Source organism: Streptomyces sp. NPDC056479 (genome assembly GCF_042795335.1).
Classification (GTDB): Bacteria; Actinomycetota; Actinomycetes; order Streptomycetales; family Streptomycetaceae; genus Streptomyces.
The window spans coordinates 377,964-404,501 of sequence record NZ_JBHTRZ010000008.1; the positions used below are offsets into that span (position 1 = coordinate 377,964).

Annotated in this window: 30 protein-coding genes; 9 read left to right on the top strand and 21 right to left on the bottom strand. The window is 71.7% G+C overall.

The window, feature by feature from the left end; all coding sequences use genetic code 11:
* Positions 1-5 precede the first annotated feature (5 nt).
* The 5 genes from ACFQ6S_RS30720 to ACFQ6S_RS30740 are packed head-to-tail and all read left to right on the top strand — an operon-like array spanning position 6 to position 5,485.
* Positions 6-1,181 (top strand): ADP-ribosylglycohydrolase family protein, encoded by a 1,176-nt coding sequence (locus ACFQ6S_RS30720; RefSeq protein WP_383416810.1) that lies wholly within the window; start codon positions 6-8, stop codon positions 1,179-1,181.
* Positions 1,169-2,551 (top strand): ADP-ribosylglycohydrolase family protein, encoded by a 1,383-nt coding sequence (locus tag ACFQ6S_RS30725; protein ID WP_383416812.1) that lies wholly within the window; start codon positions 1,169-1,171, stop codon positions 2,549-2,551. The genes ACFQ6S_RS30720 and ACFQ6S_RS30725 overlap by 13 nt, the downstream gene beginning before the upstream one ends.
* The gene (rbsK, locus tag ACFQ6S_RS30730) at positions 2,548-3,441 is read left to right on the top strand and encodes a ribokinase (RefSeq protein WP_383416815.1); all 894 of its coding nucleotides are present in this window, start codon (positions 2,548-2,550) and stop codon (positions 3,439-3,441) included. The genes ACFQ6S_RS30725 and rbsK overlap by 4 nt, the downstream gene beginning before the upstream one ends.
* On the top strand, positions 3,438-4,637 hold the full coding sequence (locus ACFQ6S_RS30735; protein WP_383416818.1) for a CaiB/BaiF CoA transferase family protein: 1,200 nt from the start codon (positions 3,438-3,440) through the stop codon (positions 4,635-4,637). Before rbsK ends, ACFQ6S_RS30735 begins: the two co-directional genes overlap by 4 nt.
* The gene (locus tag ACFQ6S_RS30740; protein WP_383416821.1) at positions 4,634-5,485 is read left to right on the top strand and encodes an HpcH/HpaI aldolase/citrate lyase family protein; all 852 of its coding nucleotides are present in this window, start codon (positions 4,634-4,636) and stop codon (positions 5,483-5,485) included. The genes ACFQ6S_RS30735 and ACFQ6S_RS30740 overlap by 4 nt, the downstream gene beginning before the upstream one ends.
* A 76-nt stretch (positions 5,486-5,561) precedes the next feature.
* On the opposite strand, the gene lgt is transcribed toward ACFQ6S_RS30740, so the two are convergent.
* The 11 genes from lgt to hisI all read right to left on the bottom strand — a co-directional run bounded on the left by lgt (position 5,562) and on the right by hisI (position 14,357).
* The gene (lgt, locus tag ACFQ6S_RS30745) at positions 5,562-6,518 is read right to left on the bottom strand and encodes a prolipoprotein diacylglyceryl transferase (protein WP_383416824.1); all 957 of its coding nucleotides are present in this window, start codon (positions 6,516-6,518) and stop codon (positions 5,562-5,564) included.
* 98 nt (positions 6,519-6,616) lie between these two features.
* Positions 6,617-7,390 carry a DsbA family protein gene (locus tag ACFQ6S_RS30750; RefSeq protein ID WP_383416827.1) on the bottom strand — a complete coding sequence of 258 codons (774 nt, stop codon included), beginning with the start codon at positions 7,388-7,390 and terminating at the stop codon, positions 6,617-6,619.
* Positions 7,391-7,502: 112 nt separating this feature from the next.
* Positions 7,503-8,321 carry a tryptophan synthase subunit alpha gene (gene trpA / locus ACFQ6S_RS30755; RefSeq protein ID WP_383416830.1) on the bottom strand — a complete coding sequence of 273 codons (819 nt, stop codon included), beginning with the start codon at positions 8,319-8,321 and terminating at the stop codon, positions 7,503-7,505.
* Positions 8,318-9,604: a tryptophan synthase subunit beta gene (trpB, locus tag ACFQ6S_RS30760; protein ID WP_383416832.1), complete on the bottom strand. Its 1,287-nt coding sequence runs from the start codon at positions 9,602-9,604 to the stop codon at positions 8,318-8,320. Before trpB ends, trpA begins: the two co-directional genes overlap by 4 nt.
* 108 nt (positions 9,605-9,712) lie before the next feature.
* Positions 9,713-9,880: a tryptophan biosynthesis modulator TrpM gene (gene trpM, locus ACFQ6S_RS30765; protein ID WP_164932276.1), complete on the bottom strand. Its 168-nt coding sequence runs from the start codon at positions 9,878-9,880 to the stop codon at positions 9,713-9,715.
* Positions 9,881-9,901: 21 nt separating this feature from the next.
* Positions 9,902-10,711: an indole-3-glycerol phosphate synthase TrpC gene (gene trpC / locus ACFQ6S_RS30770; protein ID WP_383416835.1), complete on the bottom strand. Its 810-nt coding sequence runs from the start codon at positions 10,709-10,711 to the stop codon at positions 9,902-9,904.
* Between the two features lie 133 nt (positions 10,712-10,844).
* The gene (locus ACFQ6S_RS30775) at positions 10,845-11,309 is read right to left on the bottom strand and encodes a DUF2752 domain-containing protein (protein ID WP_383416838.1); all 465 of its coding nucleotides are present in this window, start codon (positions 11,307-11,309) and stop codon (positions 10,845-10,847) included.
* 78 nt (positions 11,310-11,387) lie between these two features.
* Positions 11,388-11,639: an HGxxPAAW family protein gene (locus tag ACFQ6S_RS30780; protein ID WP_383416841.1), complete on the bottom strand. Its 252-nt coding sequence runs from the start codon at positions 11,637-11,639 to the stop codon at positions 11,388-11,390.
* A gap of 112 nt (positions 11,640-11,751) precedes the next feature.
* Positions 11,752-12,384 carry a TIGR02234 family membrane protein gene (locus tag ACFQ6S_RS30785; RefSeq protein ID WP_383416844.1) on the bottom strand — a complete coding sequence of 211 codons (633 nt, stop codon included), beginning with the start codon at positions 12,382-12,384 and terminating at the stop codon, positions 11,752-11,754.
* Positions 12,385-12,450: 66 nt separating this feature from the next.
* A complete protein-coding gene (locus ACFQ6S_RS30790) occupies positions 12,451-13,938 on the bottom strand; it encodes an anthranilate synthase component I (protein WP_383416846.1) in 1,488 nt (495 codons plus the stop codon).
* 11 nt (positions 13,939-13,949) lie between these two features.
* Complete coding sequence (gene hisI / locus ACFQ6S_RS30795; protein WP_383416849.1) at positions 13,950-14,357, bottom strand: phosphoribosyl-AMP cyclohydrolase; 408 nt, start codon at positions 14,355-14,357, stop codon at positions 13,950-13,952.
* A 74-nt stretch (positions 14,358-14,431) separates the two neighbouring features.
* On the opposite strand from hisI, the gene ACFQ6S_RS30800 reads away from it, so the two are divergent.
* On the top strand, positions 14,432-15,067 hold the full coding sequence (locus tag ACFQ6S_RS30800; protein WP_383416852.1) for a TIGR03085 family metal-binding protein: 636 nt from the start codon (positions 14,432-14,434) through the stop codon (positions 15,065-15,067).
* A 2-nt stretch (positions 15,068-15,069) separates the two neighbouring features.
* Here ACFQ6S_RS30800 and ACFQ6S_RS30805 read toward each other — a convergent pair whose 3' ends face one another.
* The 10 genes from ACFQ6S_RS30805 to hisD all read right to left on the bottom strand — a co-directional run bounded on the left by ACFQ6S_RS30805 (position 15,070) and on the right by hisD (position 22,801).
* Complete coding sequence (locus tag ACFQ6S_RS30805; protein ID WP_383416855.1) at positions 15,070-16,320, bottom strand: MFS transporter; 1,251 nt, start codon at positions 16,318-16,320, stop codon at positions 15,070-15,072.
* A 10-nt stretch (positions 16,321-16,330) separates the two neighbouring features.
* Positions 16,331-16,921, bottom strand: a complete 591-nt coding sequence (locus tag ACFQ6S_RS30810) for an ArsR/SmtB family transcription factor (RefSeq protein WP_383416858.1) — start codon at positions 16,919-16,921, stop codon at positions 16,331-16,333.
* A gap of 117 nt (positions 16,922-17,038) precedes the next feature.
* Positions 17,039-17,794, bottom strand: coding sequence for an imidazole glycerol phosphate synthase subunit HisF (gene hisF, locus ACFQ6S_RS30815; protein ID WP_383416861.1), 756 nt, complete (start codon positions 17,792-17,794; stop codon positions 17,039-17,041).
* 13 nt (positions 17,795-17,807) lie between these two features.
* The gene (locus ACFQ6S_RS30820; RefSeq protein WP_383416864.1) at positions 17,808-18,203 is read right to left on the bottom strand and encodes a RidA family protein; all 396 of its coding nucleotides are present in this window, start codon (positions 18,201-18,203) and stop codon (positions 17,808-17,810) included.
* Between the two features lie 16 nt (positions 18,204-18,219).
* Entirely contained in the window at positions 18,220-18,942 is a 723-nt protein-coding gene (priA, locus tag ACFQ6S_RS30825) for a bifunctional 1-(5-phosphoribosyl)-5-((5-phosphoribosylamino)methylideneamino)imidazole-4-carboxamide isomerase/phosphoribosylanthranilate isomerase PriA (RefSeq protein WP_383416866.1), read from the bottom strand.
* 4 nt (positions 18,943-18,946) lie between these two features.
* A complete protein-coding gene (hisH, locus tag ACFQ6S_RS30830; RefSeq protein ID WP_383416869.1) occupies positions 18,947-19,588 on the bottom strand; it encodes an imidazole glycerol phosphate synthase subunit HisH in 642 nt (213 codons plus the stop codon).
* On the bottom strand, positions 19,585-19,749 hold the full coding sequence (locus ACFQ6S_RS30835) for a hypothetical protein (RefSeq protein ID WP_320776246.1): 165 nt from the start codon (positions 19,747-19,749) through the stop codon (positions 19,585-19,587). Before ACFQ6S_RS30835 ends, hisH begins: the two co-directional genes overlap by 4 nt.
* A 3-nt stretch (positions 19,750-19,752) precedes the next feature.
* Positions 19,753-20,346 carry an imidazoleglycerol-phosphate dehydratase HisB gene (gene hisB / locus ACFQ6S_RS30840; RefSeq protein WP_026246354.1) on the bottom strand — a complete coding sequence of 198 codons (594 nt, stop codon included), beginning with the start codon at positions 20,344-20,346 and terminating at the stop codon, positions 19,753-19,755.
* The gene (locus ACFQ6S_RS30845; RefSeq protein ID WP_383416874.1) at positions 20,343-21,479 is read right to left on the bottom strand and encodes a histidinol-phosphate transaminase; all 1,137 of its coding nucleotides are present in this window, start codon (positions 21,477-21,479) and stop codon (positions 20,343-20,345) included. The genes hisB and ACFQ6S_RS30845 overlap by 4 nt, the downstream gene beginning before the upstream one ends.
* Positions 21,476-22,801 (bottom strand): histidinol dehydrogenase, encoded by a 1,326-nt coding sequence (hisD, locus tag ACFQ6S_RS30850; RefSeq protein ID WP_383416876.1) that lies wholly within the window; start codon positions 22,799-22,801, stop codon positions 21,476-21,478. The genes ACFQ6S_RS30845 and hisD overlap by 4 nt, the downstream gene beginning before the upstream one ends.
* 171 nt (positions 22,802-22,972) lie before the next feature.
* Between hisD and ACFQ6S_RS30855 the strand changes: the two genes are divergently transcribed.
* The 3 genes from ACFQ6S_RS30855 to ACFQ6S_RS30865 all read left to right on the top strand — a co-directional run bounded on the left by ACFQ6S_RS30855 (position 22,973) and on the right by ACFQ6S_RS30865 (position 26,503).
* Positions 22,973-24,550: an oxidoreductase gene (locus tag ACFQ6S_RS30855; protein ID WP_383416879.1), complete on the top strand. Its 1,578-nt coding sequence runs from the start codon at positions 22,973-22,975 to the stop codon at positions 24,548-24,550.
* Between the two features lie 160 nt (positions 24,551-24,710).
* Positions 24,711-25,754 carry a hypothetical protein gene (locus tag ACFQ6S_RS30860; RefSeq protein ID WP_383416882.1) on the top strand — a complete coding sequence of 348 codons (1,044 nt, stop codon included), beginning with the start codon at positions 24,711-24,713 and terminating at the stop codon, positions 25,752-25,754.
* Positions 25,755-25,765: 11 nt separating this feature from the next.
* Complete coding sequence (locus tag ACFQ6S_RS30865) at positions 25,766-26,503, top strand: LON peptidase substrate-binding domain-containing protein (protein WP_383416885.1); 738 nt, start codon at positions 25,766-25,768, stop codon at positions 26,501-26,503.
* Positions 26,504-26,538: the final 35 nt, after the last annotated feature.

The window sequence follows — 26,538 nt, forward strand, 5'->3', positions numbered from 1 at the left end:
GGGGCATGACGCCCAAAGCACAAGAAAGCAGTGGTCCGAGTCTCGACGAGCGGATCACCGGCGCCCTGGTCGGCGCGGCGGTCGGCGACGCCCTCGGCGGCCCGGTGGAGGGCTACTCCCCCGACCAGATCCTTCAGCGCCACGGGGGCCGGGTGCACGGCATCGTCGGCCCCTGGAACGGTGACGCCTGGCGTACGGCCCGCCCCATCGCGCCGTACCACAAGGGCGACGGGCACGTCACCGACGACACCTTGATGACGCACGCGTTGATCCGGGTCTATGCCCAGGTCCGCGACCACCTCGACGCGTACGCGATCGCCGACCACCTGGTCCCGGACCTGATGACGAACCCGCGCTGGATCCCGGAACTGGAGTCGGAGGCCCTTCCCCTCCACCGCGTCTTCCTGGCCGAGAAATGGCTGGTCACCCGCCTCCACTATGGCCATGTGGACCCACGCGAGGCCGGCGTCGGCAACATCGTCAACTGCGGCGCGGCGATGTACATGGCCCCGGTCGGCCTGGTCAACGCGGCCGACCCGAGGGGCGCGTACGCGGAGGCGCTGGACATCGCGGGCGCCCATCAGTCGTCGTACGGCCGTGAGGCGGCGGGCGTCTTCGCCGCGGCGGTGGCGGCGGCGTGCACCCCCGGGGCGACACCGGACTCGATCGTCGCGGCCTGTCTGTCCCTGGCCAAGGACGGCACGAGGACGGCGATCGAGAAGGTCTGCGAAGTGGCGGGCGCCCACACGGACTTCGAATCGGCCCTGGTCCCGCTCCGCGAGGCGGTCACCCCGTTCGACACGGTCGGCTCCGACTACCGCCGGCCCTCCCTCGGCGCCCGCCGCCCCTCCCGTCTGCACACCATCGAGGAACTCCCCATCGCCCTGGCCATGTTGCTGATCGCGAACGGCGACCATCGCCAGGCGGTCCTGGGCGCAGTGAACTACGGCCGCGACTGCGACTCGACCGCGACGATGGCGGGCGCCCTGTCCGGCGCCCTCGGCTCACCGGCCCCACAGGACTGGTCGAAGGCGGTCGCGGAGGCCAGCCGACTGGACCTGTGGGAGCCGGCCCGCACGCTGGCCGGGGTGGCCGGGGAGATCCACGAGAGGGACGTACGCCGACGCCGGGCGCATGAGGCGGCGTTCACCGCGCTTGGGGGCCGTGGATGCTCCGACTGACCTGGGTCCAGCCGGAGGACCTGATCGGCCATGAGCTGCGCCAGGCGGCCCTGGACGGCCGGGAGCCGTCGGCGATCGCGGCGCGCTGGAGGGCGGCCGGCGGCGGGGAAGCGCCCTCGTGCGCAGGGGCGTCACCGGGGCCCGCGTCTCGCTATCTGCGGACGCTGGCAGAGGACCTGCTGGACGAACTGGCGGACCTGCCGAGCCGGTTGGCGGACAGCGAACCCACCGACCTCACGAAGATCCGGGCAAGCTGCCCGTCCTGGCCCGCGCCGGCCCCGGCTGCCCCCACACCGCAGAACTACGAGGCCGCATGGCTGGGCCGGGCCGTCGGCTGTCTGCTCGGCAAACCGGTCGAGAAGCTCCCCCTCGAAGCCATCCGCCGACTGGCCGGATCCACCGGCAACTGGCCCCTGAACACGTACTTCACAGCCGAGGGGGTCCCCGAGGAACTCCTGGCGGCCCACCCCTGGAACCGCCGCTCGGCCCGCACGTCCCTCGCCGAGAACATCGACGGCATGCCCGAGGACGACGACCTCAACTACCCCCTTCTGAACCTTCTCCTGCTCCGACGCCACGGCAGGGACTTCACCACCACCGACGTGGCCCGTCTCTGGCTCGACGAGCTCCCGGCGGGGCGTACCTTCACCGCCGAACGCATCGCCTGCCGCAACCTCCTCCTCGGCATCGAGCCCCCGCACACGGCGCGCCACCGCAACCCCTTCCGCGAATGGATCGGCGCCCTCATCCGCGCGGACGTGCACGGCTGGACCAACCCCGGCGACCCGGCCGCCGCGGCCGAACAGGCCCACCGCGACGCCACCCTGACCCACACGGCCAACGGCGTCTACGCGGCGATGTTCACGGCGGCGGTCATCGCCCGGGCGGCGACCGGCTCCGCCGACATCCACTCCTGCCTGCGCACCGGCCTCACGGTGATCCCCCCGAAGTCCCGGCTCGCCCAGGCCGTCCACCACGCCGTCCGGCTGGCCCACACCCACGAGGACTTCGACACGGTCGTCGACGCACTGCACGCCACCCACGCGCACACCCATCACTGGGTGCACGCCGTGCCCAACACCGCGTTGATCGCCGCCGCACTCACCCATGCGAACGGTGACTTCACCGGCTCCATCTGCCGTGCCGTTTCGGGAGGGTGGGACACCGACTCCAACGGAGCCACGGCCGGCAGCATCGCCGCCCTCCTCGCCGGCTCCCCCGCCGCGCTCCCCCACCGCTGGACGGCCCCCCTCAAGAACCGTCTCGCCACCTCCGTCGCCGACTTCAACGGCACCGGCTTCGATGCGCCGGCCCATCTCACCCACGACCTCAGCCACCGGCTCACCCCCTTGGAGGCAGCCCGCCCATGACCGACATCGTCGTGCTCGGCAGCACGAACATGGATCTCGTCACCTATGTCGAGAAGGCCCCACAGCGCGGCGAGACCGTGACGGGCCGGGAGTTCCGTACGATCCCCGGCGGCAAGGGCGCCAACCAGGCCATCGCGGCGGCCCGCGCGGGCGGCCTCGTCTCGATGATCGGCGCCGTCGGCAACGACCCCTTCGGCACCCGCCTGCGCTCCACGCTCGAACACTCCGGCGTGGACACCGACGACCTCCGCACGGTCGAGGGCCCCTCCGGCACCGCGCACATCGTCGTGGACGACCAGGGCGGCAACGCGATCGTCGTGATCCCCGGCGCGAACGGCACCCTCGACCACCTCAGCCCCGGCGACGAGGGCGTCATCGCCGTCGCCGGCACTCTGCTGCTCCAGCTGGAGATCCCGCTGGCCGCGGTGCTCGCCGGCGCGCAGGCGGCCCACCGCCACGACGTCCGTACGGTCCTCACCCCGTCCCCCGCCCAGCCGCTGCCGGACGAACTCCTCGCCACCATCGACCTGTTGGTCCCCAACGAGCACGAGGCCACCACTCTCACCGGCCGCACCGATCCCCGCGAGGCCGCCCTCGCGCTGCTCGACCGGGTGCCCGAGGTGGTCGTCACCCTGGGCGCCGCCGGCAGCCTGTACGCCGCCCGCGGCGCCGATCCCCTGACCGTCCCCGCCCCGAAGGTCACCGCCGTCGACTCCACCGGCGCCGGCGACACCTTCGTCGGTGCCCTCGCGGTGGCGCTCGGTGAGGGACGCCCGATGCCGGACGCGCTGGCCTGGGCGGCCGCGGCGGCCGCGCTGTCGGTCCAGCGGGAGGGCGCCACCGTGTCGATGCCGTACCGCCCCGAGATCGACGAGCGGTACGCGTCATGACCGAAGCCGCCAAGGCCCCCCTGACCGGCATCCGCGTCCTCGACCTGGCCACCCTCTTCGCCGGCCCGCTGGCCGCCACGATGCTCGGCGACTTCGGCGCTGAGGTCGTCAAGGTCGAGCACCCCGGGAAACCTGACCCCTCCCGCGGTCACGGCCCGTCGAAGGACGGTGTGGGCCTGTGGTGGAAGGTGCTCGGCCGCAACAAGCGCACGATCACCCTGAACCTCTCCAAGCCGGGCGGCCGCGCCACCCTGCTGCGCCTGGCCGCGACCGCGGACGTCGTCATCGAGAACTTCCGCCCCGGCACCCTGGAGAAATGGGACCTCGGCTGGCCGGAGCTCACCGCCGCCAACCCCCGTCTGATCCTCACCCGTGTCACCGGCTTCGGCCAGTTCGGCCCCTACGCCCACCGCCCCGGCTTCGGCACCCTCGCCGAGGCGATGAGCGGCTTCGCCGCCCTCACCGGCGAACCGGACGCGCCCCCGACACTCCCGCCGTTCGGCCTGGCCGACTCGATCGCGGGCCTCGCGACCGCGTACGCGGTGATGACGGCACTCGCCGCGCGGGAGCGCACCGGCGAGGGCCAGGTCGTCGACATGGCCCTCATCGAACCGATGCTGCTCGCCCTCGGCCCTCAGGCGACCTGGTACGACCAGCTCGGCCATGTCCAGGAACGCACCGGCAACCGCTCCGCCAACAACGCCCCGCGCAACACCTACCGCACCGCCGACGGCACCTGGGTCGCCGTCTCCACCTCCGCCCAGTCGATCGCCGAGCGCGTGATGCACCTGGTGGGGCGCCCCGAGCTGATCGACGAGCCGTGGTTCGCGACGGGCGCCGACCGGGCCCGCCACGCCGACGTCCTCGACCACGCGGTCGGCGACTGGATCGCCCGCCGCACCCGAGCCGACGTCCTCGCCGCCTTCGAGAAGGCGGAGGCCGCGGTGGCCCCGATCCAGGACGTACGGGACGTGATGACGGACCCGCAGTACGCGGCCCTGGACACGATCACCACCGTCGACGACCCCGAGCTGGGACCGCTCCGCATGCAGAACGTCCTGTTCCGCCTCTCCGCCACCCCCGGCACCATCCGCTGGACCGGCCGACCGCACGGCGCGGACACCGAAGAGATCCTCACCGACCTGGGTCTGACCCCCGCCGAACTGGCGGCCCTGCGCGAGGAAGGCGCCCTGTGACGCGCCCTGCACAGACCGTCCCGTACCCCCTGACCTGGCTGTACGCCCCCGGCGACCGCCCCCGTGTGGTGGCCGGGGCCCTGACGTCCGGTGCCGACATCGTCATCGTCGACCTGGAGGACGCGGTGGCCCCGGAGCGCAAGGACTACGCGCGCTCGGCCACTGCCGACCTGCTCTCCGAACCGGACCACCCGGTCCCCGTCCACGTCCGCGTGAACGCCCTGGACACCCCGCAGGCGGCGCAGGACCTCGCCGCACTGGCCGCCCTGCCGGGCCTGTCCGGTCTGCGTCTGCCCAAGGTGACCTCCGCCGAGCAGATCATCCACCTCGCCGAGACCACCCCGCCCGTCGCGCCGGGCAGCACGCCGCTGCACGCCCTCATCGAATCGGCCCTGGGCATCGAGCACGCGTACGCCATCGCCGCCGCCCACTCCTCCCTCCACGGCATCTCCCTCGGCGAGGCGGACCTACGGGCCGACCTGGGCGTACGCGGCGACGCGGGCCTCGACTGGTCCCGCTCCCGCGTCGTCGTGGCCGCGCGGGCGGCGGATCTGCCCCCGCCGTCCCAGTCGATCCATCCGGACATCCGTGACCTGGAGGGCCTGATCGCGTCCTGCGCCCATGGCCGCACCCTGGGCTTCCTGGGCCGTGCCGCCATCCACCCGCGCCAGCTCCCGGTGATCGAACGGGCCTATCTCCCCACGGAGGCGGAGCTCGAACAGGCGGAGACGATCATCAAGGCGGCCACGACACAACAGGGCGCCCAGGCCCTGCAGGACGGAACGTTCGTCGACGCGGCGGTGGTGGCGGCGGCCCAGCGGACCCTGTCGCTGGCGCGCCGGCGCTGACCACGCCGTTTTCCGTCCACATACAGCGAGGGCGCCCGGAAAACTCCGGGCGCCTTCATAGTCGTAGAACCGAGCCTCAGGTCTTCTTGGTCGCCGACCCGGCCTCGTCCTTGGCCTCGTCCCTGGCCTCGTCCTCGATGCCGTCGTCCTTCGCATCGGCATCGGCATCCGCGTCGCCGTCTTCGACCTCGGCGTCGGCGGCCTCGACAGAACCCTCGACGCCCGGCTCCACCACGGCTTCCCTGCCGGGCCGCTTCTTCGCCGACACCACGATGTACACCACCGCGAGCAGGAACACGATCAGCGCGGTCCAGTTGTTCAGCCGCAGCCCGAGGATGTGATGGGCGTCGTCGACGCGCATGTACTCGACCCAGAACCGGCCCACGCAGTACGCGGCGACGTACAGCGCGAACGCCCGTCCGTGGCCCAGCTTGAAGCGGCGGTCGGCCCAGATCACCAGCACCGCGACGCCGATGCACCACAGCGACTCGTAGAGGAACGTCGGGTGGTAGGTGCCCGGCACCCGGCCGTCCGTCGAGGACGTGATCTTCAGGGCCCAGGGGAGGTCGGTCGACCGGCCGTACAGCTCCTGGTTGAACCAGTTGCCCCAGCGCCCGATGGCCTGCGCGAAGGCGATACCGGGGGCGACGGCGTCGGCGTACGCGGGCAGCGGGATGCCCCGGCGGCGGCAGCCGATCCACGCGCCCAGCGCGCCCAGCGCGATGGCGCCCCAGATGCCGAGGCCGCCCTCCCAGATCTTGAAGGCGTCCACCCAGTCACGGCCCTCGCTGAAGTACAGCTCGTAGTCCGTGATCACGTGGTACAGGCGCCCGCCGACCAGTCCGAACGGCACGGCCCAGACCGCGATGTCGGCCACCGTGCCGGATCGCCCGCCCCGGGCGACCCAGCGTTTGTTGCCGAGCCAGACGGCTACGAAGACACCGATGATGATGCAGAAGGCGTAGCCGCGCAGCGGAATGGGGCCGAGGTGGATCACCCCGCGCGACGGGCTGGGAATGTAGGCAAGTTCCATGGCAAGGTCGACGCTACCCTGCCGGGCGGCACCGATGTCAGGCAGCCCGGCTACGGGTCCATAACGGGCAGCACCCCTGGCGGGCCCGCCCGCCGGGCTCACCCCTTGGCGGCCTCCTCCACCATCTGCTTCAGCTTGGCGGGGGTCATCGTCTGGTCCTGGTAGATGTTCTTGCCGTTCAGCAGGACCGTCGGTGTGCCGCTGAACCCGCCCTTCTTGAACGCGTCGTTGGACTTCTCCACCCAGCTGTTGTGCGTGCCGTCCTCGACGCACTTGCGGAAGGCGGGCGTGTCCAGGCCCTTGACCTTGGCCGCGAGCTCGAACAGCTTGCTGTTCTTGGCGAAGGCGTCGTCGACCTCAGGGGGCTGGTTCTCGTACAGCACGTCGTGGTACGCCGTGAACTTCCCGGCGTCCTGGGCGCAGGCCGCGGCATTGGCGGCGTTCCGGGAACCGGTGCCGCCCATGTTGCCGTCGATGATCGTCGCCAGGTGGTACTCGACCCTGAGCTTGCCGGAGTCCGTCAGCTCGTGGATCGTCGAGCGGTAGGCGTCCTCGAAGGACTTGCAGGCCGGGCAGCGGAAGTCCTCCCAGACCGTGAGCGTGGACTTGGCGTTCTCCTCGCCCACCGGGATCGCGAGACCGTCCTTGCCCTGTGCGCCCGAGGGACCGACGACCGGTCCCGCGTCACTGCTGTCGTCCTTGCCGGCGTTCGCCGCGACGACTCCGATGACCGCCGCGAGTCCCAGCACGCAGACGACGCTCGCGCCCACGATCAGCGCACGGCGCCGCTTGTCGGCCGACTTCTGCTTCTCTCGCTCGACCGCCAGCCGCTCCCGGGCGGTCCGCTTTCCGTCACGATTCTTTTCGCTCACACCCGCAGAACGAACCGGGGAGGCGCAGCGCGCCTCCCCGGCCCCAGGTCCACCCGTTCGAGCGACTCGTACGGAAGGCCCTTCTTCTGAAGATCGTTCACCCTCGAAGGTGTTACGCCTTCCCGCGCACGCCCTTCGCCAGCTCACCGGCGAGCGCGCGCACGGCCTCGAGGCCCGCCGCGTCGTCCGGCGCGTCCAGCATCCGCTTGACGAAGGCCGAGCCGACGATCACGCCGTCGGCGAAGCCGGCGACCTCGGCGGCCTGCGTGGCGTTGGAGACGCCGAGTCCGACGCAGACGGGCAGCTCGGTGCCGCTGGCCCGGGTGCGCTCCACCAGGTCCTGGGCCTGCGCGCCCACCGACTCGCGGGTGCCGGTGACGCCCATCAGCGAGGCGGCGTAGACGAAACCGCTGCCCGCCGCGGTGATCCGGGCGAGCCGCTCGTCCTTGCTGCTCGGTGCCACGACGAAGACCGTCGCGAGCCCGTGCTTCTCGGCGTGTTCCCGCCACAGCGCCGACTCCTGAACGGGCAGGTCGGGCAGGATGCACCCGGCGCCGCCCGCCTCGGCGAGCTCGGCGGTGAAGCGCTCGACGCCGTAGCGGTCGATCGGGTTCCAGTACGTCATGACGAGGATCGGCTTACCGGTGGCCTCGTGCGCCTCGCGGACCGTGCGCATGACGTCCGCGATCCTGACGCCGCCGCGCAGGGCGATGTCGTCGGCGGTCTGGATGACCGGGCCGTCGAGGACGGGGTCGCTGTGCGGCAGCCCGACCTCCACGACGTCCGCACCCCCGTCGAGCGCGGCCTTGATCGCCTCGATGCCGCCGTCCACGGTCGGGAACCCGGCCGGCAGGTAGGCGATGAGCGCGGAGCGGCCCTCGGCCTTGGCGGCGTTCAGGGTGTCCGTCAACAGCTGGATGTTTCCGCTCACTTGGCGTCCCCCTGGATCTCGGCGGCACCGCCACCTGCGTCGGCGGCGACCTCGGCGTCGGTGTCGTAGAGGCCGAAGTACCGCGCGGCCGTGTCCATGTCCTTGTCGCCGCGCCCGGACAGGTTGACGACGATCAGCCCGTCCTTGCCCAGCTCCCGGCCGACCTCCAGGGCGCCGGCGAGCGCGTGGGCGCTCTCGATGGCCGGGATGATGCCCTCGGTCCTCGACAGCAGACGCAGCGCCTGCATGGCGGCGTCGTCGGTGACCGCGCGGTACTCGCCGCGGCCGCTGTCCTTGAGGTAGGAGTGCTCGGGCCCGATGCCGGGGTAGTCCAGACCGGCCGAGATCGAGTACGGCTCGGTGATCTGGCCCTCGTCGTCCTGGAGGACGTAGGAGCGGGAGCCGTGCAGGATGCCGGGCTCGCCGGCGGTGAGGGTGGCCGCGTGCTCACCGGTCTCCACGCCGTGCCCGGCGGGCTCGCAGCCGATGAGGCGTACGTCCGTGTCGGGGATGAAGGCGTGGAAGAGGCCGATGGCGTTGGAGCCGCCGCCGACGCAGGCGATGGCCGCGTCGGGGAGCCGCCCGGCCCTCTCCAGGAGCTGGCGGCGGGCCTCGACGCCGATCACGCGGTGGAAGTCGCGGACCATGGCGGGGAAGGGGTGCGGACCGGCGACCGTACCGAAGAGGTAGTGGGTGTGGTCGACGTTGGCGACCCAGTCGCGGAACGCCTCGTTGATGGCGTCCTTGAGGGTGCGCGAGCCCGACTTCACGGCGATGACCTCGGCGCCGAGCATGCGCATGCGGGCCACGTTCAGGGCCTGGCGCTGGGTGTCGATCTCGCCCATGTAGATCGTGCACTCGAGGCCGAAGAGTGCGCAGGCCGTCGCCGTCGCCACGCCGTGCTGGCCGGCGCCGGTCTCGGCGATCACTCTGGTCTTGCCCATGCGCTTGGTGAGCAGGGCCTGGCCGAGGACGTTGTTGATCTTATGGGAGCCGGTGTGGTTGAGGTCTTCCCGCTTGAGGAAGATCCGGGCGCCGCCGGCGTGTTCGGCGAACCTCGGCACCTCGGTGAGGGAGCTGGGGCGGCCGGTGTAGTGGACCAGCAGGTCGTCGAGCTCGCGGGCGAACTCGGGGTCGTGCTTGGCCTTGTCGTACTCGACGGCCACCTCGTCCACGGCGGCGACGAGGGCCTCCGGGATGAACTTGCCGCCGAACGCGCCGAAGTAGCCTTCGGCGCTGGGGACTTGACCCTCCGGGTCGGGGATGAAGAAGTCGCTGGGCATGCGGATACCTCACGGTGAGTGCGTGGAAAAGACACTATTCGCCGTGGGGCGGGGGGTGATCGCTCGGCTGCGGGCCGTGTGTGGTTGCTCGCGCAGTTCCCCGCGCCCCTAAAGGGCGCGCTGCCATCGACGGCCGTTTACCTGGCCAGGTTCGTCACCGATGACGTATCGCACTCGGCGGCCGTGCACCCGACGTGCGGGCGCGCGGCAGCCACGGGGGCGGCAGCCGCGCGCGAGGCGGGCGTACCTGTCCGTGGTCGTCGTAGTGAGCGTCATCGGGGCAACTCTATCGGGTGATCAGCTGCGGCCGTGCCGCAGTGCGGGGTGCTCGCCCGCCGCGACCAGGTCGGAGACCGCGGACTTCGGGTCCTTGCCGGTCACCAGGGACTCGCCCACCAGGACCGCGTCGGCGCCGGCGTTGGCGTAGGCGATGAGGTCGTGCGGACCACGTACGCCGGACTCGGCGATCTTGACGATGTGGTCGGGGATCTCGGGGGCCACGCGCTCGAAGGTGCCGCGGTCGACCTCGAGGGTCTTGAGGTTGCGCGCGTTGACGCCGATCACCTTGGCTCCGGCGTCCACCGCGCGCTCGACCTCGTCCTCGTCGTGCACCTCGACGAGGGGCGTGAGGCCGATGGACACCGCCCGCTCGATGAGGGACTCCAGGGCGGGCTGGTCGAGGGCCGCGACGATCAGCAGGACGAGGTCGGCGCCGTAGGCCCGGGCCTCCCAGAGCTGGTACGACGTGACGATGAAGTCCTTGCGCAGGATCGGGATGTCCACGCGTGCGCGGACCGCCTCCAGATCGGCGAGCGAGCCACCGAAGCGGCGCTGTTCGGTGAGGACGGAGACGACGGCCGCGCCGCCCGCCTCGTAGTCGGCGGCGAGCCCGGCCGGGTCGGCGATGGCGGCCAGCGCGCCCTTGGAGGGGCTGGACCGCTTGACCTCGCAGATGACCTTGACGCCGTCGCCCTTGAGGGCGGCGACCCCGTCCTTCGCCGCGGGAGCCTTCGCCGCGCGCTCCTTGAGCTCGTCGAGGCTGACGCGCGCCTGCCGCTCCGCGAGGTCGGCACGGACTCCGTCGATGATCTCGTCGAGCACACTCACGCGAGCGGCCCCCTTTCGGACGGTGGCCTGTAAAGCCTACGGAAACGGTGGTCACTGCGATGGTATCCGGAGGTGGGCGTAGGCCTCGCATCCGGTTGACGCCGGTCCCAGTACCTGGACGTTCACCAATTGATCAAGGGTGCAGCCAGCCACCGAAGGGCAGGTTCCGGACAACGGTGAAGACCAGCAGCAACGCCCCCGCGGTCCACAGCTGCAAGGGCGACAGATCGAGCCTGACCGGGCGCCCGCGCACCGAACGGATCACCCAGAAGGTCCACAGCACGGCGAAGAGCGCATAGCCGGCGACGGCGAGCGCGTTGTCCTGGAGCGCCGCGAGGAGGTCCCCGTGGACCACGGCGTGCGCGCTGCGCAGACCGCCGCAGCCGGGGCAGTAGAGGCCGGTGTACTGCAGAAGCGGACAGGCGGGGTAGTGGCCGGGTTCGTTCGGGTCCACCGCGCCCACGTACGCGAAGGCGCCGACGACGGCCGCGAGGATCCCCGCCGGTACGGCCAGCCGGCCCAGGAGGACGCCGGCACCGGACTGCGTCGGGCCCTGGCTGTCGCTCGCCCTCGGGCTGTCGGCGTTCACGTCATGCATTGTGCCCCCGCACGCGCGTGAGGGGCGTCCCCTGGCACCCATCGGTGCCGGGTCGCCCCTCAGCGAGGTCGTACGAGCTCAGCCCTTGGCGCCCGCCGGCTCACGCTCCTGCGACATGAGCAGCGCGTTGTGGGCGTCCTTCGGCTGGCCGAGCCCCATCGAGCTCATGACCCAGCCGACGATGCCGCCGAGGACCACGACGCCCATGCCCGCCCAGAAGCCCGCGGGCTCGGCCAGCACCATGAAGGCGCCCGAGACGCAGAACCCGATGAAGGCGATCGTGACACCGGTCCAGGCGGCCGGGGTGTGACCGTGGCTGCTGCCCGCCATTGCTTGCTCCTCGTTGCTGTGTACGTGTCGTACGTGGGTGAGCCGGTCGCTCGCTGTCATTGTCCCGCACGCGTACGCGTGCGGTGATCGGGGGTCACGACGCGGCCGTGGACTATCCGCCGGTCGGGTCCTCGCCCCGGTCGAGGGCCTTCCACAGTTCCTCGGGCCGGTCGGGGTCGGCGGCCTGGGCCCTGCGGCGCGGGCGGGGTGCGCCGCCGCGCTCGTAGCGGCCGGACATGCCGGGCCACAGCCGGCCGTAGCGCAGGGCCAGCAGTCCGGCGAGCAGGAGCAGGACGCCGCCGACGGCCGCGACATAAGGCCAGGCGGTGTGGGTGAGGGCGTCGACGGTGGCCGCGGTGTCGCCGGAGGCCTGGGCGGCCTTCTCGTCGAGCGCGGAGCTGTCGGAGGCGCCGAGCAGGGCCGCGGCGACGGTGCCGGCGCCGGAGAGCGCGAGCAGAGCGGCGACCATGAAGCGGCCGGCCCGGCGGACGGCGAAGACGGCGACGAGCGCGGCGAGCCCCACTATGGCCAGGGCCGCGGGGACGCCGGTGACGTCGCTGCCCTTGGCGATCAGGGGGAACGGGCCGCCCGCCACCGTCACGGTGCCCTCGGACCAGCGCTGCCGGGTGGCGAGCAGCGCCACGGCCGCGCCGAGCGCGCCGCACAGCAGGGCGACGGCGAGACTCGTACGGCCGGCCCGGGCGGCGGCGGGGGCTTCGGAACGGGGGTGCGGAACAGCAGTCACCACTCCACTATCACCCGAACCCCGAACGATCAGTCACCCGGGGTTCAGGTGAGAGGGCCGTGCGGTTCAGCCGAGCCGGTTCGCCGTGTGCACCGCACGCAGTACCGCGGCCGCCTTGTTACGGCACTCGGTGTCCTCGGCGACCGGGTCCGAGTCGGCGACGATGCCCGCGCCCGCCTGGACGTATGCCGTGGCCTCCCGCAGCAGGGCCGTACGGATGGCGATGGCGGTGTCGGAGTCGCCCGCGAAGTCGAGGTAGCCGACGCAGCCGCCGTACAGCCCGCGCCGGGACGGTTCGAGTTCGTCGATGATCTGCATCGCGCGCGGCTTGGGGGCGCCGGAGAGGGTGCCGGCCGGGAAACAGGCCGTCAGGACGTCGAAGGCCGTGCGGCCCGGCGCGACGCGTCCCGTCACCGTGGAGACGATGTGCATCACGTGGGAGTAGCGCTCGATGGACATGAAGTCCACGACCTCGACGGAACCCGGCTCGCAGACCCGGCCCAGGTCGTTGCGGCCGAGGTCGACGAGCATCAGGTGCTCGGCGCGCTCCTTGGGGTCGGCGAGCAGTTCGTCGGCGAGGGCCTGGTCCTCCTGCGGGGTCGCCCCGCGCCACCGGGTCCCGGCGATGGGGTGGACCATGGCCTGTCCGTCCTCGACCTTCACCAGGGCTTCGGGGGACGAGCCGACGACATCGAAGCCGTCGAAGCGGAACAGGTACATGTACGGCGACGGGTTGGTCGCGCGGAGCACGCGGTAGACGTCCAACGCGCTTGCCGTGCAGGGCGTCTCGAAGCGCTGGGAGGGGACCACCTGGAAGGCCTCGCCGGCCCGGATGCGCTCCTTGATGTCCTCGACGGCCTCCTGGAAGTCCTCGCCGCCCCACAGGGCGGAGTACTCGGGGAGCTCCGAGGGCGGCAGCACCGCCGGGGGCTGGGCGACCGCGCGGGAGAGGTCGGCCTGCATGGCGTCGAGGCGGGCGACCGCGTCGGCGTAGGCCTCGTCGACACCGGTGTCGAGGTCGTTGTGGTTGATCGCGTTGGCGATCAGCAGGACGGAGCCCTCCCAGTGGTCCATGACGGCGAGGTCGCTGGTGAGCAGCATGGTCAGCTCGGGCAGCTTCAGGTCGTCCCGCTCGCCGGGGCCGATATTCTCCAGGCGGCGCACGATGTCGTAGCCGAGATAGCCGACCATGCCGCCGGTGAAGGGCGGCAGGCCCAGGTCGTGGGCGAGGTCACGCGGAGTGTGCAGCGCCTCGATGGTGGCGCGCAGGGCGGCGAGCGGGTCGCCCTCGACGGGGACGCCGACGGGCGGGGCGCCTAGCCAGTGGGCCTGTCCGTCGCGCTCGGTGAGCGTCGCCGCGGAGCGTACGCCCACGAACGAGTAACGGGACCAGGAGCGGCCGTTCTCCGCGGACTCCAGCAGGAAGGTGCCGGGGCGCTCGGCGGCGAGCTTGCGGTAGAGGGCGACCGGGGTGTCGCCGTCGGCGAGGAGCTTGCGCGTGACCGGGATGACGCGCCGGTCGGTGGCGAGCTTGCGGAAGGTCTCGAGGTCCATGGCGGCTGACCCTACTGATCCGCGGCCGGTACGCCGGAATCGGCGCCGTCCTTGAGCAGCACGTCCTCGTCGAAGCAGGTGCGCGCGCCCGTGTGGCAGGCGGCGCCGACCTGGTCGACCTGGACGAGCAGGGTGTCGGCGTCGCAGTCCAGGGCGACGGACTTCACCCACTGGAAGTGGCCGGAGGTGTCGCCCTTGACCCAGTACTCCTGGCGGCTGCGCGACCAGTAGGTGCAGCGGCCGGTGGTGAGCGTGCGATGCAGCGCCTCGTCGTCCATCCAGCCGAGCATGAGCACCTCTTTGGTGTCGTACTGCTGGGCGATGGCGGGCAGGAGCCCGTCCGCGCTGCGCTTGAGGCGCGCGGCGATCTCGGGGTCCAGTCGGCCGGGCCGGGGCGTGCTCGTGGTCATGCCTGCCATTGTGCCGCCTGCCACTGACAGTGACGGTTCGATGTCCACTGGGCGGACTTCGAGGGTGGCCTTAGGCTGACTGTATGTCGACCTTCGCGCAGCGTGAACGACTTCTCCTCGCCGACCTCTTGGAGGCCGAGGGCCCCGAAGCCCCCACCCTCTGCGAGGGCTGGCGGACCCGTGAGCTCGCCGCACACGTGGTGGTGCGCGAGCGGCGTGCGGACGCGGCCGCCGGTCTGCTGATCAAGCAGCTCGCGTCGCGCCTGGACAAGGCGATGCAGGAGTTCGCGGCGAAGCCGTACGAGGAGCTGATCCAGCTCATCCGCACCGGTCCGCCGCGCTTCTCGCCCTTCCAGCTCAAGCAGATCGACGAGGCGTCGAACACGATCGAGTTCTACGTCCACACGGAGGACGTCCGTCGCGCCCAGCCGGACTGGACACCCCGTGAACTCGATTCGGTCTTCCAGGACGCCCTGTGGTCCCGCCTGGAGCGCTCCGCCCGGCTGATGGGCCGCAGCGCCCCCACCGGCCTGGTGCTGCGCCGTCCCGACGGCCAGACGGCGGTGGCCCACAAGGGCGCGCCGGTGGTCACGGTGACCGGCGAGCCGTCGGAGCTGCTGATGTTCTCCTACGGCCGGCAGAGCGCCGCCAAGGTCGAGCTGGATGGCGACGAGAACGCCATCGCCAAGCTGCACGAGTCGAAGCAGCTCGGCATCTGAGCTCAGCCCGGCAGTTCCGCCCGGCGCAGGTCCCGCGCGCACAGGCCGACCACCCCGGCCAGGCCGCAGACGGCCGCGCTGGCGGCGAAGACCGGGCCGGTGCCCCACAGGCCGATCGCGGCGCCGGTCAGCGGGAAGGTGAGCGGGGCGACGCCGAGGCTGAAGAAGGTGGACACGGACGTGACACGGCCGACGTAGGCCCGGTCGGACTCGGCCTGGAGCAGCGCCCCGCACAGGACGCCGTTCAGCCCCGAGATCAGCCCGACGGACAGGGCCACGGCGACGGCGACCGCGAGATGCGGCACATACGCGAGGGCGCCGATCGCGACCGCGCTGACCACGCCGGACAGGGACAGCACGAGCCCCGCGCGCGGGACGCGGCCACGGGCGGTGAGCAGCAGCGAGGCCGCCCCGGCCCCGGTGCCGAAGCCGGCGAGCACCCATCCGACGCCGCCCGCTCCCCAGCCGCGCTCGTCGGCGAGCAGGGCCAGGCCGACGTTGAGGGGGCCGACGAAACCGAGGTCGCTGAGCGCGATGACGACGATCAGCGGCGCCAGGATGCGGTGGCCGCGCAGATAGCGCAGGCCGCCGGTCAGATCGCTCCACGCGCTGCCACGCGCGCGTGCGTCGTCCGCGGGCAGCCGTCCCACGCGTAGGGCGATGAGAAGCGGCAGGGAGGCCGCGAACAGCAGCCCGGCCAGCCCGAACGCCGCCGCGGTGCCCCCGAGCGCGACGCCGAGGCCGCCGAGCGGGGCCCCGACGACATTGGCCAGCCGGACGGCGAGGCCCCGCATGCCGTGCACGCGGGCGAGCTGTCCGCGCCCGGTGATCCGGCTCGGCAGCGCGCCGAGGGCGGGCATCATGACGGCGTCGACGGCCCCGAAGACCAGCGCCAGCACCGCCAGTGGCCACAGTCCGGGACGGCCGACGAGCAGCAGCCCGGCGACCCCGAGGACGGCCGCGCAGCGCACGGCGTCACTGCCGATCAGCACCCTGCGGGGGCCGAGGCGGTCGGCGACCACTCCCCCGCCCAGCATCAGTACGGCCCGCGGGACCGCGCTCAGGGCGGTGACCAGCCCGGCCTGGGCGGGCGTTCCGGCCTGGACGGCGGCCCAGGACAGGGCGAGGTAGTAGACGTTGTCGCCGACGGCCGACGAGGCGTACGCGCCGAGCCAGCGCAGCACGTTGGGGTCGCGGTGGGCGGCGCGCTCCGTGACGGCGGCGTTCGCGGAGCCGGTCTGCGTCGATGTCACGTCGGTCCTCTCAGGGCCGGAACGGGAAGGCGTACGTGTGCACCGCGACGTTCTCGCGTCCCTCGGTCTCTCCTGCGGCTTCGGCGGCACGGCCCTGCTCGTCGTAGCGGCGGAGCAGAGCGAGCAACTCCTTGTTCAGCTCCGCCAGTTCGTCCGCCGTGAGCCGCAGGGCGGACTCCGAGGACTCGGCCGCCCGGTTCCACTCGGGGCCCCAGTGGGCGCGCTCGTCGAGCCAGCGCCGGTACATGTCCGTGCGCTGCTCGGCGAAGAGCCTGCTCGCCGCCGTGTGCGCGGCCGCCTTCTCGGGCGCGTCGCGGAAGTCCTCGTCGCGGATCCTCACCCCGTCCGAGGCGGGCCGCCACCAGCGTTCCCGGCCGTCCGCGCTGCGCGGCTCGGCCTCCTCGATGAGTCCGTGTTCGGCGAGCTTGCGCAGGTGGTAGCTGACCAGCGACACCGCTTCGTCGACCTGTTCCGCCAGCTGTGAGGCGGTGGCGACCTGGGCGATCGTCAGCCCTCGCAGCAGCCGCATCCGCAGGGGGTGGGCGAGCGCCTTGAGCGTGCCCAGGTCCGTGATCCTGCGGTCCCTCTCCTTGTCCGTCATGCCTTGACCGTAGATACGAAAGAAAAATTGCGCAACATATTTTGCGCAACTTCTCTTTTGCATCTGCCCATGAGAAAGCCCCGGCCACCGCAAGGGCGACCGGGGCCCGGTCCGGTGTCAGCGGACGGGGTGGCCCGCCCCCCGCAACGCGTCCTTCACCTCGCCGATCCGCAGATCCCCGAAGTGGAACACCGACGCGGCGAGCACCGCGTCCGCTCCCGCCCCGATGGCCGGCGAGAAGTCGGCGAGCTTGCCCGCGCCGCCGGAGGCGATCACCGGGACCGTCACGTGCTTGCGTACGGCCTGGATCATCTCCAGGTCGTAGCCGTCCTTCGTGCCGTCCGCGTCCATCGAGTTGAGCAGGATCTCGCCCGCACCCAGCTCGGCCGCGCGGTGCGCCCACTCCACGGCGTCGATGCCGGTGCCCTTGCGGCCGCCGTGGGTGGTGACCTCGAAGGTGCCTTCGGCGGTACGCCGCGCGTCCACCGAGAGGACCAGCACCTGCCGGCCGAAGCGCTCGGCGATCTCCCGGATGAGGTCCGGGCGCGCGATGGCCGCCGTGTTGACGCCCACCTTGTCGGCGCCGGCGCGCAGCAGCTTGTCCACGTCCTCGGCCGTGCGGACGCCGCCGCCGACGGTCAGCGGGATGAACACCTGCTCGGCGGTGCGGCGCACCACGTCGTACGTCGTCTCGCGGTTGCCCGACGAGGCGGTGATGTCCAGGAACGTCAGTTCGTCGGCGCCCTCGGCGTCGTACACCTTGGCCATCTCGACGGGGTCGCCCGCGTCGCGCAGGTTCTGGAAGTTGACGCCCTTGACGACCCGGCCGTTGTCCACGTCCAGGCAGGGGATGACTCGGACCGCCAGGGTCATGAAACCGGCTCCTCTAACGTCCTGTGAATGCTTCTATTTCCACTTCGACCAGGATGCGCGAGTCCACGAAGCCCTCCACGACGAGCAACGTCGAGACCGGGCGCACCGCGTCGAAGAGTTCCTTGTGGGCCCGGCCCACGGCGTCCACGTCCCGCGCATGGGTCAGGTACATCCGCGTCCGGACCACGGACCCGACGTCCAGCCCGAACTCGCCGATCGCCTCGATCGCGCTGGTGAAGGCCACCTTGGCCTGCTCGTACGGGTCGCCCTCGCCGTACAGCACATCGCCCTTGAAGGACGTCGTGCCCGCCACCAGCACACGATCGCCCGCCGCGACGGCGCGCGCGAACCCGAAGGACTCTTCCCAGGGACTACCGCTCTGCGAGCGCCGTACGGCATCGGACGTCATCGCACCGTGTCCTTTTTCAAGATGTGGCCTCCAAGGCCTCTTCAAGGGTGAACGCCTTCGCGTACAGGGCCTTCCCGACGATGGAGCCTTCGACACCGAGCGGGACCAGCTCGGCGATGGCCCGCAGGTCGTCCAGCGACGACACGCCGCCGGAGGCCACGACCGGGCGGTCCGTCGCCGCGCAGACGTTCCGCAGCAGTTCCAGGTTCGGGCCCTGGAGCGTGCCGTCCTTGGCGATGTCGGTGACGACATAGCGGGCGCAGCCCTCGTTGTTGAGGCGCTCCAGCGTCTCGTAGAGGTCGCCGCCGTCACGGGTCCAGCCACGGCCGCGCAGGGTCGTGCCCCGTACGTCGAGGCCGACGGCGATCTTGTCGCCGTGCTCGGCGATGACCTTGGCGACCCAGTCCGGGGTCTCCAGGGCGGCCGTGCCGAGGTTCACACGGGTGCAGCCGGTGGCGAGCGCGGCGGCGAGGGAGGCGTCGTCGCGGATGCCTCCGGACAGCTCGACCTTGATGTCCATCGCCTTCGCGACCTCGGCGATCAGGTCGCGGTTGTCGCCGGTGCCGAAGGCGGCGTCCAGGTCGACCAGGTGCAGCCACTCGGCGCCGGAACGCTGCCACGCCAGGGCGGCCTCCAGCGGGGAGCCGTAGGACGTCTCGGTGCCGGACTCGCCGTGCACGAGGCGGACGGCCTGGCCGTCGCGGACGTCTACGGCGGGGAGGAGTTCGAGCTTGGCCATGTCTCTACAGGGTTCCGATCCAGTTGGTGAGCAGCTGCGCTCCGGCGTCGCCGGACTTCTCGGGGTGGAACTGCGTGGCCCACAGGGCGCCGTTCTCCACGGCGGCCACGAAGGGCTTGCCATGCGTCGACCAGGTGACCTGCGGCGCGGTCATCAGCGGGTTCTCGGTCTCCAGGGTCCAGTCGTGGACGGCGTAGGAGTGCACGAAGTAGAAGCGCGCGTCCGCGTCCAGGCCGGCGAACAGCTCGGAGCCGGGCGCCGCGTCCACGGTGTTCCAGCCCATGTGAGGCACGATTTCGGCCTGCAGCGGCTCGACCGAGCCGGGCCACTCGCCGAGGCCCTCGGTCTCGACCCCGTGCTCGATGCCGCGCGCGAACAGGATCTGCATGCCGACGCAGATGCCCATCACGGGGCGCCCGCCGGACAGCCGGCGCTCGACGATCCAGTCGCCGCGGGCCTCCTTCAGTCCCTGCATACAGGCGGCGAACGCGCCGACGCCCGGTACCAGCAGGCCGTCGGCGTTCATGGCCTTGTCGTAGTCACGCGTGATCTCGACGTCGGCGCCCGCGCGCGCGAGGGCGCGTTCGGCGGACCTCACATTGCCGAAGCCGTAGTCGAAGACCACGACCTTCTTGGAGTCGGTCAATTCCACACCTCCAGCCTCAGGACGCCCGCGACGAGACACATCGCGGCGCCTATCGACAGCAGCACGATGAGGCTCTTCGGCATCTGCTGCTTGGCGAAGGAGATGATGCCGCCGACGAGGAAGAGGCCGACGACGATCAGGACGGTGGACAGCCCGTTCATGGGTTACAGGGCACCCTTCGTCGAGGGAAGAATGCCCGCCGCGCGCGGGTCGCGCTCGGAGGCGTAGCGCAGGGCCCGCGCCAGCGCCTTGAACTGGCACTCCACGATGTGGTGGGCGTTGCGCCCGTACGGCACGTGCACGTGCAGCGCGATCTGGGCCTGGGCGACGAAGGACTCCAGGATGTGCCGGGTCATCGTGGTGTCGTACTCGCCGATCATCGGCGCCATCTTCTCGGGCTCGGTGTGCACCAGGTAGGGGCGGCCGGAGAGGTCGACGGTGACCTGGGCGAGCGACTCGTCCAGCGGGACCGTGCAGTTGCCGAAGCGGTAGATCCCCACCTTGTCGCCGAGCGCCTGCTTGAAGGCGGCGCCGAGCGCGAGGGCGGTGTCCTCGATGGTGTGGTGGGAGTCGATGTGCAGATCGCCCTCGGTCTTCACGGTCAGGTCGAACAGACCGTGCCGGCCGAGCTGGTCGAGCATGTGGTCGTAGAAGCCGACGCCTGTCGACACATCGACCTTCCCGGACCCGTCGAGATCGATCTCGACGAGGACCGAGGTCTCCTTCGTCACCCGCTCTATGCGGCCTACGCGGCTCATGCGCTCTGCTCCTTCGGGGGTGTGGGGGCGCCCCCCACAAGACACTGCAACTCACGTACCGCGTCGAGGAACGCGTCGTTCTCTTCGGGGGTTCCGGCGGACACCCGCAGCCACCCGGGGATGCCGTTGTCCCGGACCAGGACACCTCGGTCGAGGATCTTCTGCCAGGCGGTGTGCGAGTCCTCGAACCGGCCGAACTGCACGAAGTTCGCGTCGGACTCGACGACGTCGTAGCCGACCGCGCGCAACTCGCCCACCAGCCGGTCCCGCTCCGACTTCAGCTGCTCGACGTACTTCAGCAGCGTGTCGGTGTGCTCCAGGGCGGCCAGGGCGGTCGCCTGGGTGACGGCCGACAAGTGGTAGGGCAGCCGTACGAGCTGGACGGCGTCCACCACCGCCGGGTCCGCGGCGAGATAGCCGAGGCGCAGGCCGGCGGCGCCGAAGGCCTTCGACATCGTCCGGGAGACGACGAGATTCGGCCGACCTTCGAGCAGCGGCAGCAGCGAGTCGCCGTGGCTGAACTCGATGTACGCCTCGTCGACCACGACCATCGACGGCTTCGCCGCCTGCGCGGCCTCGTACAGCGCGAGAACGGTCTCGGGCGGGACGGCGTTGCCCGTGGGGTTGTTGGGCGTGGTGATGAACACGACGTCCGGCCGGTGCTCGGCGATCGCCTTCTCGGCGGCCACGGCGTCGATGGTGAAGTCGTCGTTGCGGGGGCCGGAGATCCAGCCGGTGCCGGTGCCGCGCGAGATGAGTCCGTGCATCGAGTACGACGGCTCGAAGCCGATCGCCGTGCGGCCAGGACCGCCGAAGGTCTGCAGCAGCTGCTGGATGACCTCGTTGGAGCCGTTCGCCGCCCAGACGTTGGCGAGGCCCACCTCGTGGCCGGAGGTGTCCGTCAGGTACTTCGCGAGCTGGGTGCGCAGCTCCACCGCGTCCCGGTCCGGGTAGCGGTTGAGGTTGCGGGCCGCCGCACGGACGCGCTCGGCGATCCGCTCGACCAGCGGCTCGGGCAGCGGGTAGGGGTTCTCGTTGGTGTTCAGCCGTACGGGGACGTCCAACTGGGGCGCGCCGTAGGGGGACTTGCCGCGCAGCTCGTCCCGTACGGGGAGATCGTCGATGCCTGTCACTTGCCTTCTGGAACCTTCCAACCGAACCTCGCCTTGACCGCCGCGCCGTGCGCGGGCAGGTCCTCCGCCTCCGCCAGCGTCACCACGTGATGCGCGACCTCGGCCAGCGCGTCCTTCGTGTAGTCGACGATGTGGATGCCGCGCAGGAAGGACTGGACGGACAGACCCGAGGAGTGGCAGGCGCAGCCGCCGGTGGGCAGCACGTGGTTGGACCCGGCGGCGTAGTCGCCGAGCGAGACCGGCGCCCAGGGGCCGATGAAGATCGCGCCGGCGTTGCGTACCCGGTCGGCCACGGCGGCCGCGTCGGCCGTCTGGATCTCCAGGTGCTCGGCGCCGTATGCGTCGACGACCTTCAGGCCCTCGTCGACACCGTCGACCAGGACGATCGCGGACTGCCGGCCCTTCAGGGCGGGCACGATCCGGTCCTCGATGTGCTTGGTGGCCGCGACCTGCGGTTCCAGCTCCTTCTCCACGGCGTCCGCGAGCTCCACGGAGTCGGTGACGAGCACGGCTGCCGCGAGCGGGTCGTGCTCGGCCTGGCTGATCAGGTCGGCGGCGACGTGCACCGGGTCGGCGGTGGAGTCGGCCAGGACCGCGATCTCGGTCGGGCCCGCCTCGGCGTCGATGCCGATCTTGCCGGTGAAGTAGCGCTTGGCGGCGGCGACCCAGATGTTGCCGGGGCCGGTGACCATGTTGGCGGGCGGGCAGGACTCGGTGCCGTACGCGAACATCGCGACGGCGGTCGCGCCTCCGGCGGCGTACACCTCGTCGACGCCGAGCAGCGCGCACGCGGCGAGGATCGTCGGGTGCGGGAGGCCCCCGAACTCGGCCTGGGCCGGGGAGGCGAGCGCGATCGACTCGACGCCGGCCTCCTGGGCGGGCACCACGTTCATGATCACGGAGGACGGGTAGACGGACCGGCCGCCGGGCGCGTACAGCCCGACGCGGTCGACCGCCACCCACTTCTCGGTCACGGAACCGCCCGGCACGACCTGGGTCGTGTGCGTCGTACGGCGCTGCGCGCGGTGGACGAGACGGGCGCGGCGGATGGACTCCTCCAGGGCCGCGCGCACGGCCGGGTCCAGCTCGGCGAGGGCCTTTTCCAGCGCCTCGGCCGGCACCCGCACCTGGTCCAGCCTGACCCCGTCGAACTTCTCGGCGAAGTCGATCAGCGCCGCGTCGCCCCGATGATGCACGGCCTCGCAGATCGGACGCACCTTCTCCAGGGCGGCCGAGACGTCGAAGTCGGCTCGGGGCAGCAGGTCGCGCAGGGCGGGGCCCTCGGGAAGGGCGTCGCCGCGCAGATCGATTCGGGAGATCACGGGCTCAATTCTCTCAGACCCGGGTCCGGCGTCGTTCGCGCGTATCAATGGCTGATACAGAACCCTGCGGGAACCCGGAAGATCACCTTCACGTCTAGCGTTCGGGGCGTCACTCAGCGGGCATGAACGGTTGTACTAAACCCGCGAGTAGTTGAGAGGGATGAAAGAGACGTGACCGAGGGGGCCGGCATCCGGGACGGGGACCCGCCGGACGATCTGACCGCCGCCGAGATAGGCATGTGGCAGGCCTTCCGCAACGGCAGCGTGTACGACCTGAGCAGCGGCGACACCGTCGTCGACGATCCGCACGGCGGGCACCCCTGGGACGAGGAGCGGACCGTACGCGCGCGCATCGTCTGCTGGCTGCTGCTGGACGGGCCGCCCGCGCTCGCGGGCCGGGTGTCCTCACTGAAGCTGGTCGGCGTGCGCATCAGCGACACGATGGACCTGGCGGGCGGCACGGTGGTGCCGTACGTCGAGCTGCGCGGCTGCCGCTTCGACCGGGAGGTCCGGCTGCCGGAGGCCCGCTTCACGACCCTGCGGCTGGTGGACTGCGCGGTGCCGCGCCTGGAGGCCGCCCGGGTGCACACCGAGGGCGATCTGCATCTGCCGCGCTGCCGGTTCCACAACGGCGTACGGCTCACCGACGCCCACATCGGCACGGATCTGCTGCTCAACCAGGCGATCGTCTACCGGGACCGCAGCGGCCGCTCGATCGCGGCGGACGGCATCAGCGTCGGCCAGGACCTCCAGGCCGAGATGCTGGAGTCGCACGGCGAGCTGAGTCTGCGCGGTGCCAGCATCGGCGTGTCGCTGAGTCTGCGGGGCGCACGGCTGGTCAACCCGTACACGCGGCTCGCGCTGAACGCGCCCCAGCTGACCGTCGGGCGCACCCTCTACCTGACCCCGGCGGGCGTCGGGAGCCCGATGCTGAGCGGCCGTACTCCCGCACGCGGGACGCGCATCCAGCGGTTCGCGTGCCAGGGCGGGGTACGGCTGGACGACGGGCGGTTCGGGGACGCGGTCGACCTGGAGCGGGCCCGGTTCGCCTTCACGGACGATCAGGAGCTGTCGCTGCGCCGCATCCAGACGCCCGAGCTGCGCTTCCTCGGGGAGCGGCCGGAGCGCGGCGGGGTGGTGCTCTCGGGGGCGCGGGTCGTCAACCTGATGGACCGGGCGGACGCCTGGCCGGACCCCGGGCTGCTGCACATGGGCGGGTTCACCTACGAGAACCTCGTGCCGCGCGGGCCGTTCCCGCTGGAGCGCCGGCTGGAGTGGGTGGCGGCCGCGACCGCCGAGTACAACCCGGAGCCGTACGAGCGGCTGGCCGCCGTCCTGCGCAACGGAGGTGAGGACGAGGACGCGCGCGAGGTGCTGCTCGCCAAACAGCGCCGGCGTCGCGAGACCCTGCCGCCGGCGGCCAAGATGTGGGGTTACGCACAGGACTGGATGGTCGCCTACGGCTACCGGCCGGGCCGGGCGGCCGTGTGGATGGCGGTGCTGTGGGCGGCGAGCTCGGTGGCCTTCGCGTACGCCGACCCGCCGCCGCTCAAGGGGACCGAGCATCCGACCTGGAACCCGCCCCTGTTCGCCCTCGACCTGCTGCTGCCGGTCATCGATCTGGGCCAGGTCGGGTTCTGGCAGCTCAGCGGCGCCTGGCAGTGGCTGGCCGCGGCGATGATCCTGCTGGGCTGGATCCTGGCGACGACGGTGGCCACCGGGGCGACGCGCATGCTGCGCCGGAGCTGAGGCCGTCGAGACCGGTGAGGATCATGTGACAACTGAGTCGATTTCATGGATATCCGACAGTTGTTGAACAGTGGACCTTTACCCGTTCTTGACCGATCCGCGTACAACTTTCCACGTCTTGCCCGTTCCCTCTGGCGCGGGCGTGACCAGCGGTCCTTCAATGGTCGACACCATGGCTCTCATGCTGCCGTTCGGCCGGGCGTCCCGGTCGGCAAGGACCGCGCAGCGCCCCGCCGTCGGTCTCCCCTCCGACGACGAGGTGCTTCTCGACGCGCCCGACGACCGCCTGGGCCCCGCGCTGGTCGCGGCCGGGCGGGGCGCGTACGAGCCGGCCGCTGCACTGCTCGCCGTCACGCGGCAGCAGGCGCAGTGGGAGTACCGCGACAGATACGCCCTGCACCTCGCGGCCTTCGCGCGCTCCCGCCCGGAGTGGCTGGAGGCCTGGTACGCGGCGGCCCCGCACGATCCGGACGCGCTGCTGATCAGGGCCCAGGTCGCGGTGGACCACGCCTGGCGCTCACCGGCGCGCGCCGAGGTGCTGCGCGGGGTGAGCCCGATGATCACCGCCGCCGCGCGGGCCGACGACCGCGACCCGGTGCCGTGGCGGATCGCCCTGGACCACGCGCGCGGCTCCCGCGCCGGGCACACCTACTTCGGGGAACTGTGGGAGGCGGCACTGCGCCGCGCCCCGCGCCACTACGGCTGCCATGTGGCCGCCCTGCGCTATCTGGGCTCCGCCTGGCACGGCTCGCACCGGGAGTGCCTCGACTTCGCCGACCGGGCGGCACAGGACGCTCCGGCCGGCTCCCTGGTCCAGGCGCTGCCGACCCGGGCCGCCCTCGCCTACCTCGACGACGACTGCGGTCCGGGCGTGCCGCGCGCCCGGCTCGACGCGGCGGCCGACCGGGCCCTCGCGCTGTCCGCCCGGTTCCCGGCGGCCGACCTGTGGCCGGCCGCGATCCGCAACAAGCTGACGTACGTCCTGGTGCGGCTGGGCCGCTGGGAGGACGCCCTGGGGCAGCTGCGTCTGATCGGGCCGTACGCCACGTCCTTCCCGTGGAGCCGGAGCTCGGAAGATCCGCTGGGCCGGTTCCTCGAAGTGCGCGAAGAGGTCCGGCTGCGGACGGCCGGCGTCGAGCGGGATGCGCGCGGTGGCCATCCACGGAGTGGGCGGGCGGAACGCGTTCACTCCGGTGACCATTAGGCTTTGACGCCGTGACCGTCCGTCTTCCGCTCTTCCCCCTGAACTCGGTGCTCTTCCCGGGCCTCGTGCTGCCGCTCAACGTCTTCGAGGAGCGCTACCGCGCCATGATGCGCGAGCTGCTCAAGACTCCCGAGGAGGAGCCGCGCCGTTTCGCCGTCCTGGCCATCCGCGACGGCCACGAGGTGGCCCCGAGCGCACCCGGCATGCCGGACCCGACGGCCGAGCCCGACCGCGGGCCGGCGGCGGGCTTCGGCCCCGACCCGGCGAAGTCCTTCCACGGCGTGGGCTGTGTGGCGGACGCGGCGACGATCCGGGAGCGGGCCGACGGCACCTTCGAGGTGCTGGCGACGGGGACGACGCGGGTGCGGCTGGTGTCGGTGGACACTTCAGGGCCGTTCCTGACGGCGGAACTGGAGGAACTCACCGAGGAGCCGGGCGACGAGGCGGGCGCGCTGGCGGAGGGGGTGCTACGCGCGTTCCGGCAGTACCAGAAGCGTCTGGCGGGCGCCCGTGAACGTTCCCTGTCCACGACGGCCGACCTGCCGGACCAGCCCTCCGTGGTCTCCTACCTGGTGGCGGCCGCGATGATGCTGGACACCCCGACCAAGCAGCGCCTGCTCCAGGCCCCGGACACCGCGTCCCGGCTGCGCGACGAGCTGAAACTCCTTCGCGCCGAGACCTCGATCATCCGTACGCTGCCGTCGCTGCCGGCGTCGGACCTGACGCGCGGCCCGACGAGCCTGAACTGACGCACGCCACACGACGCACGACTCTGGGGAACCGG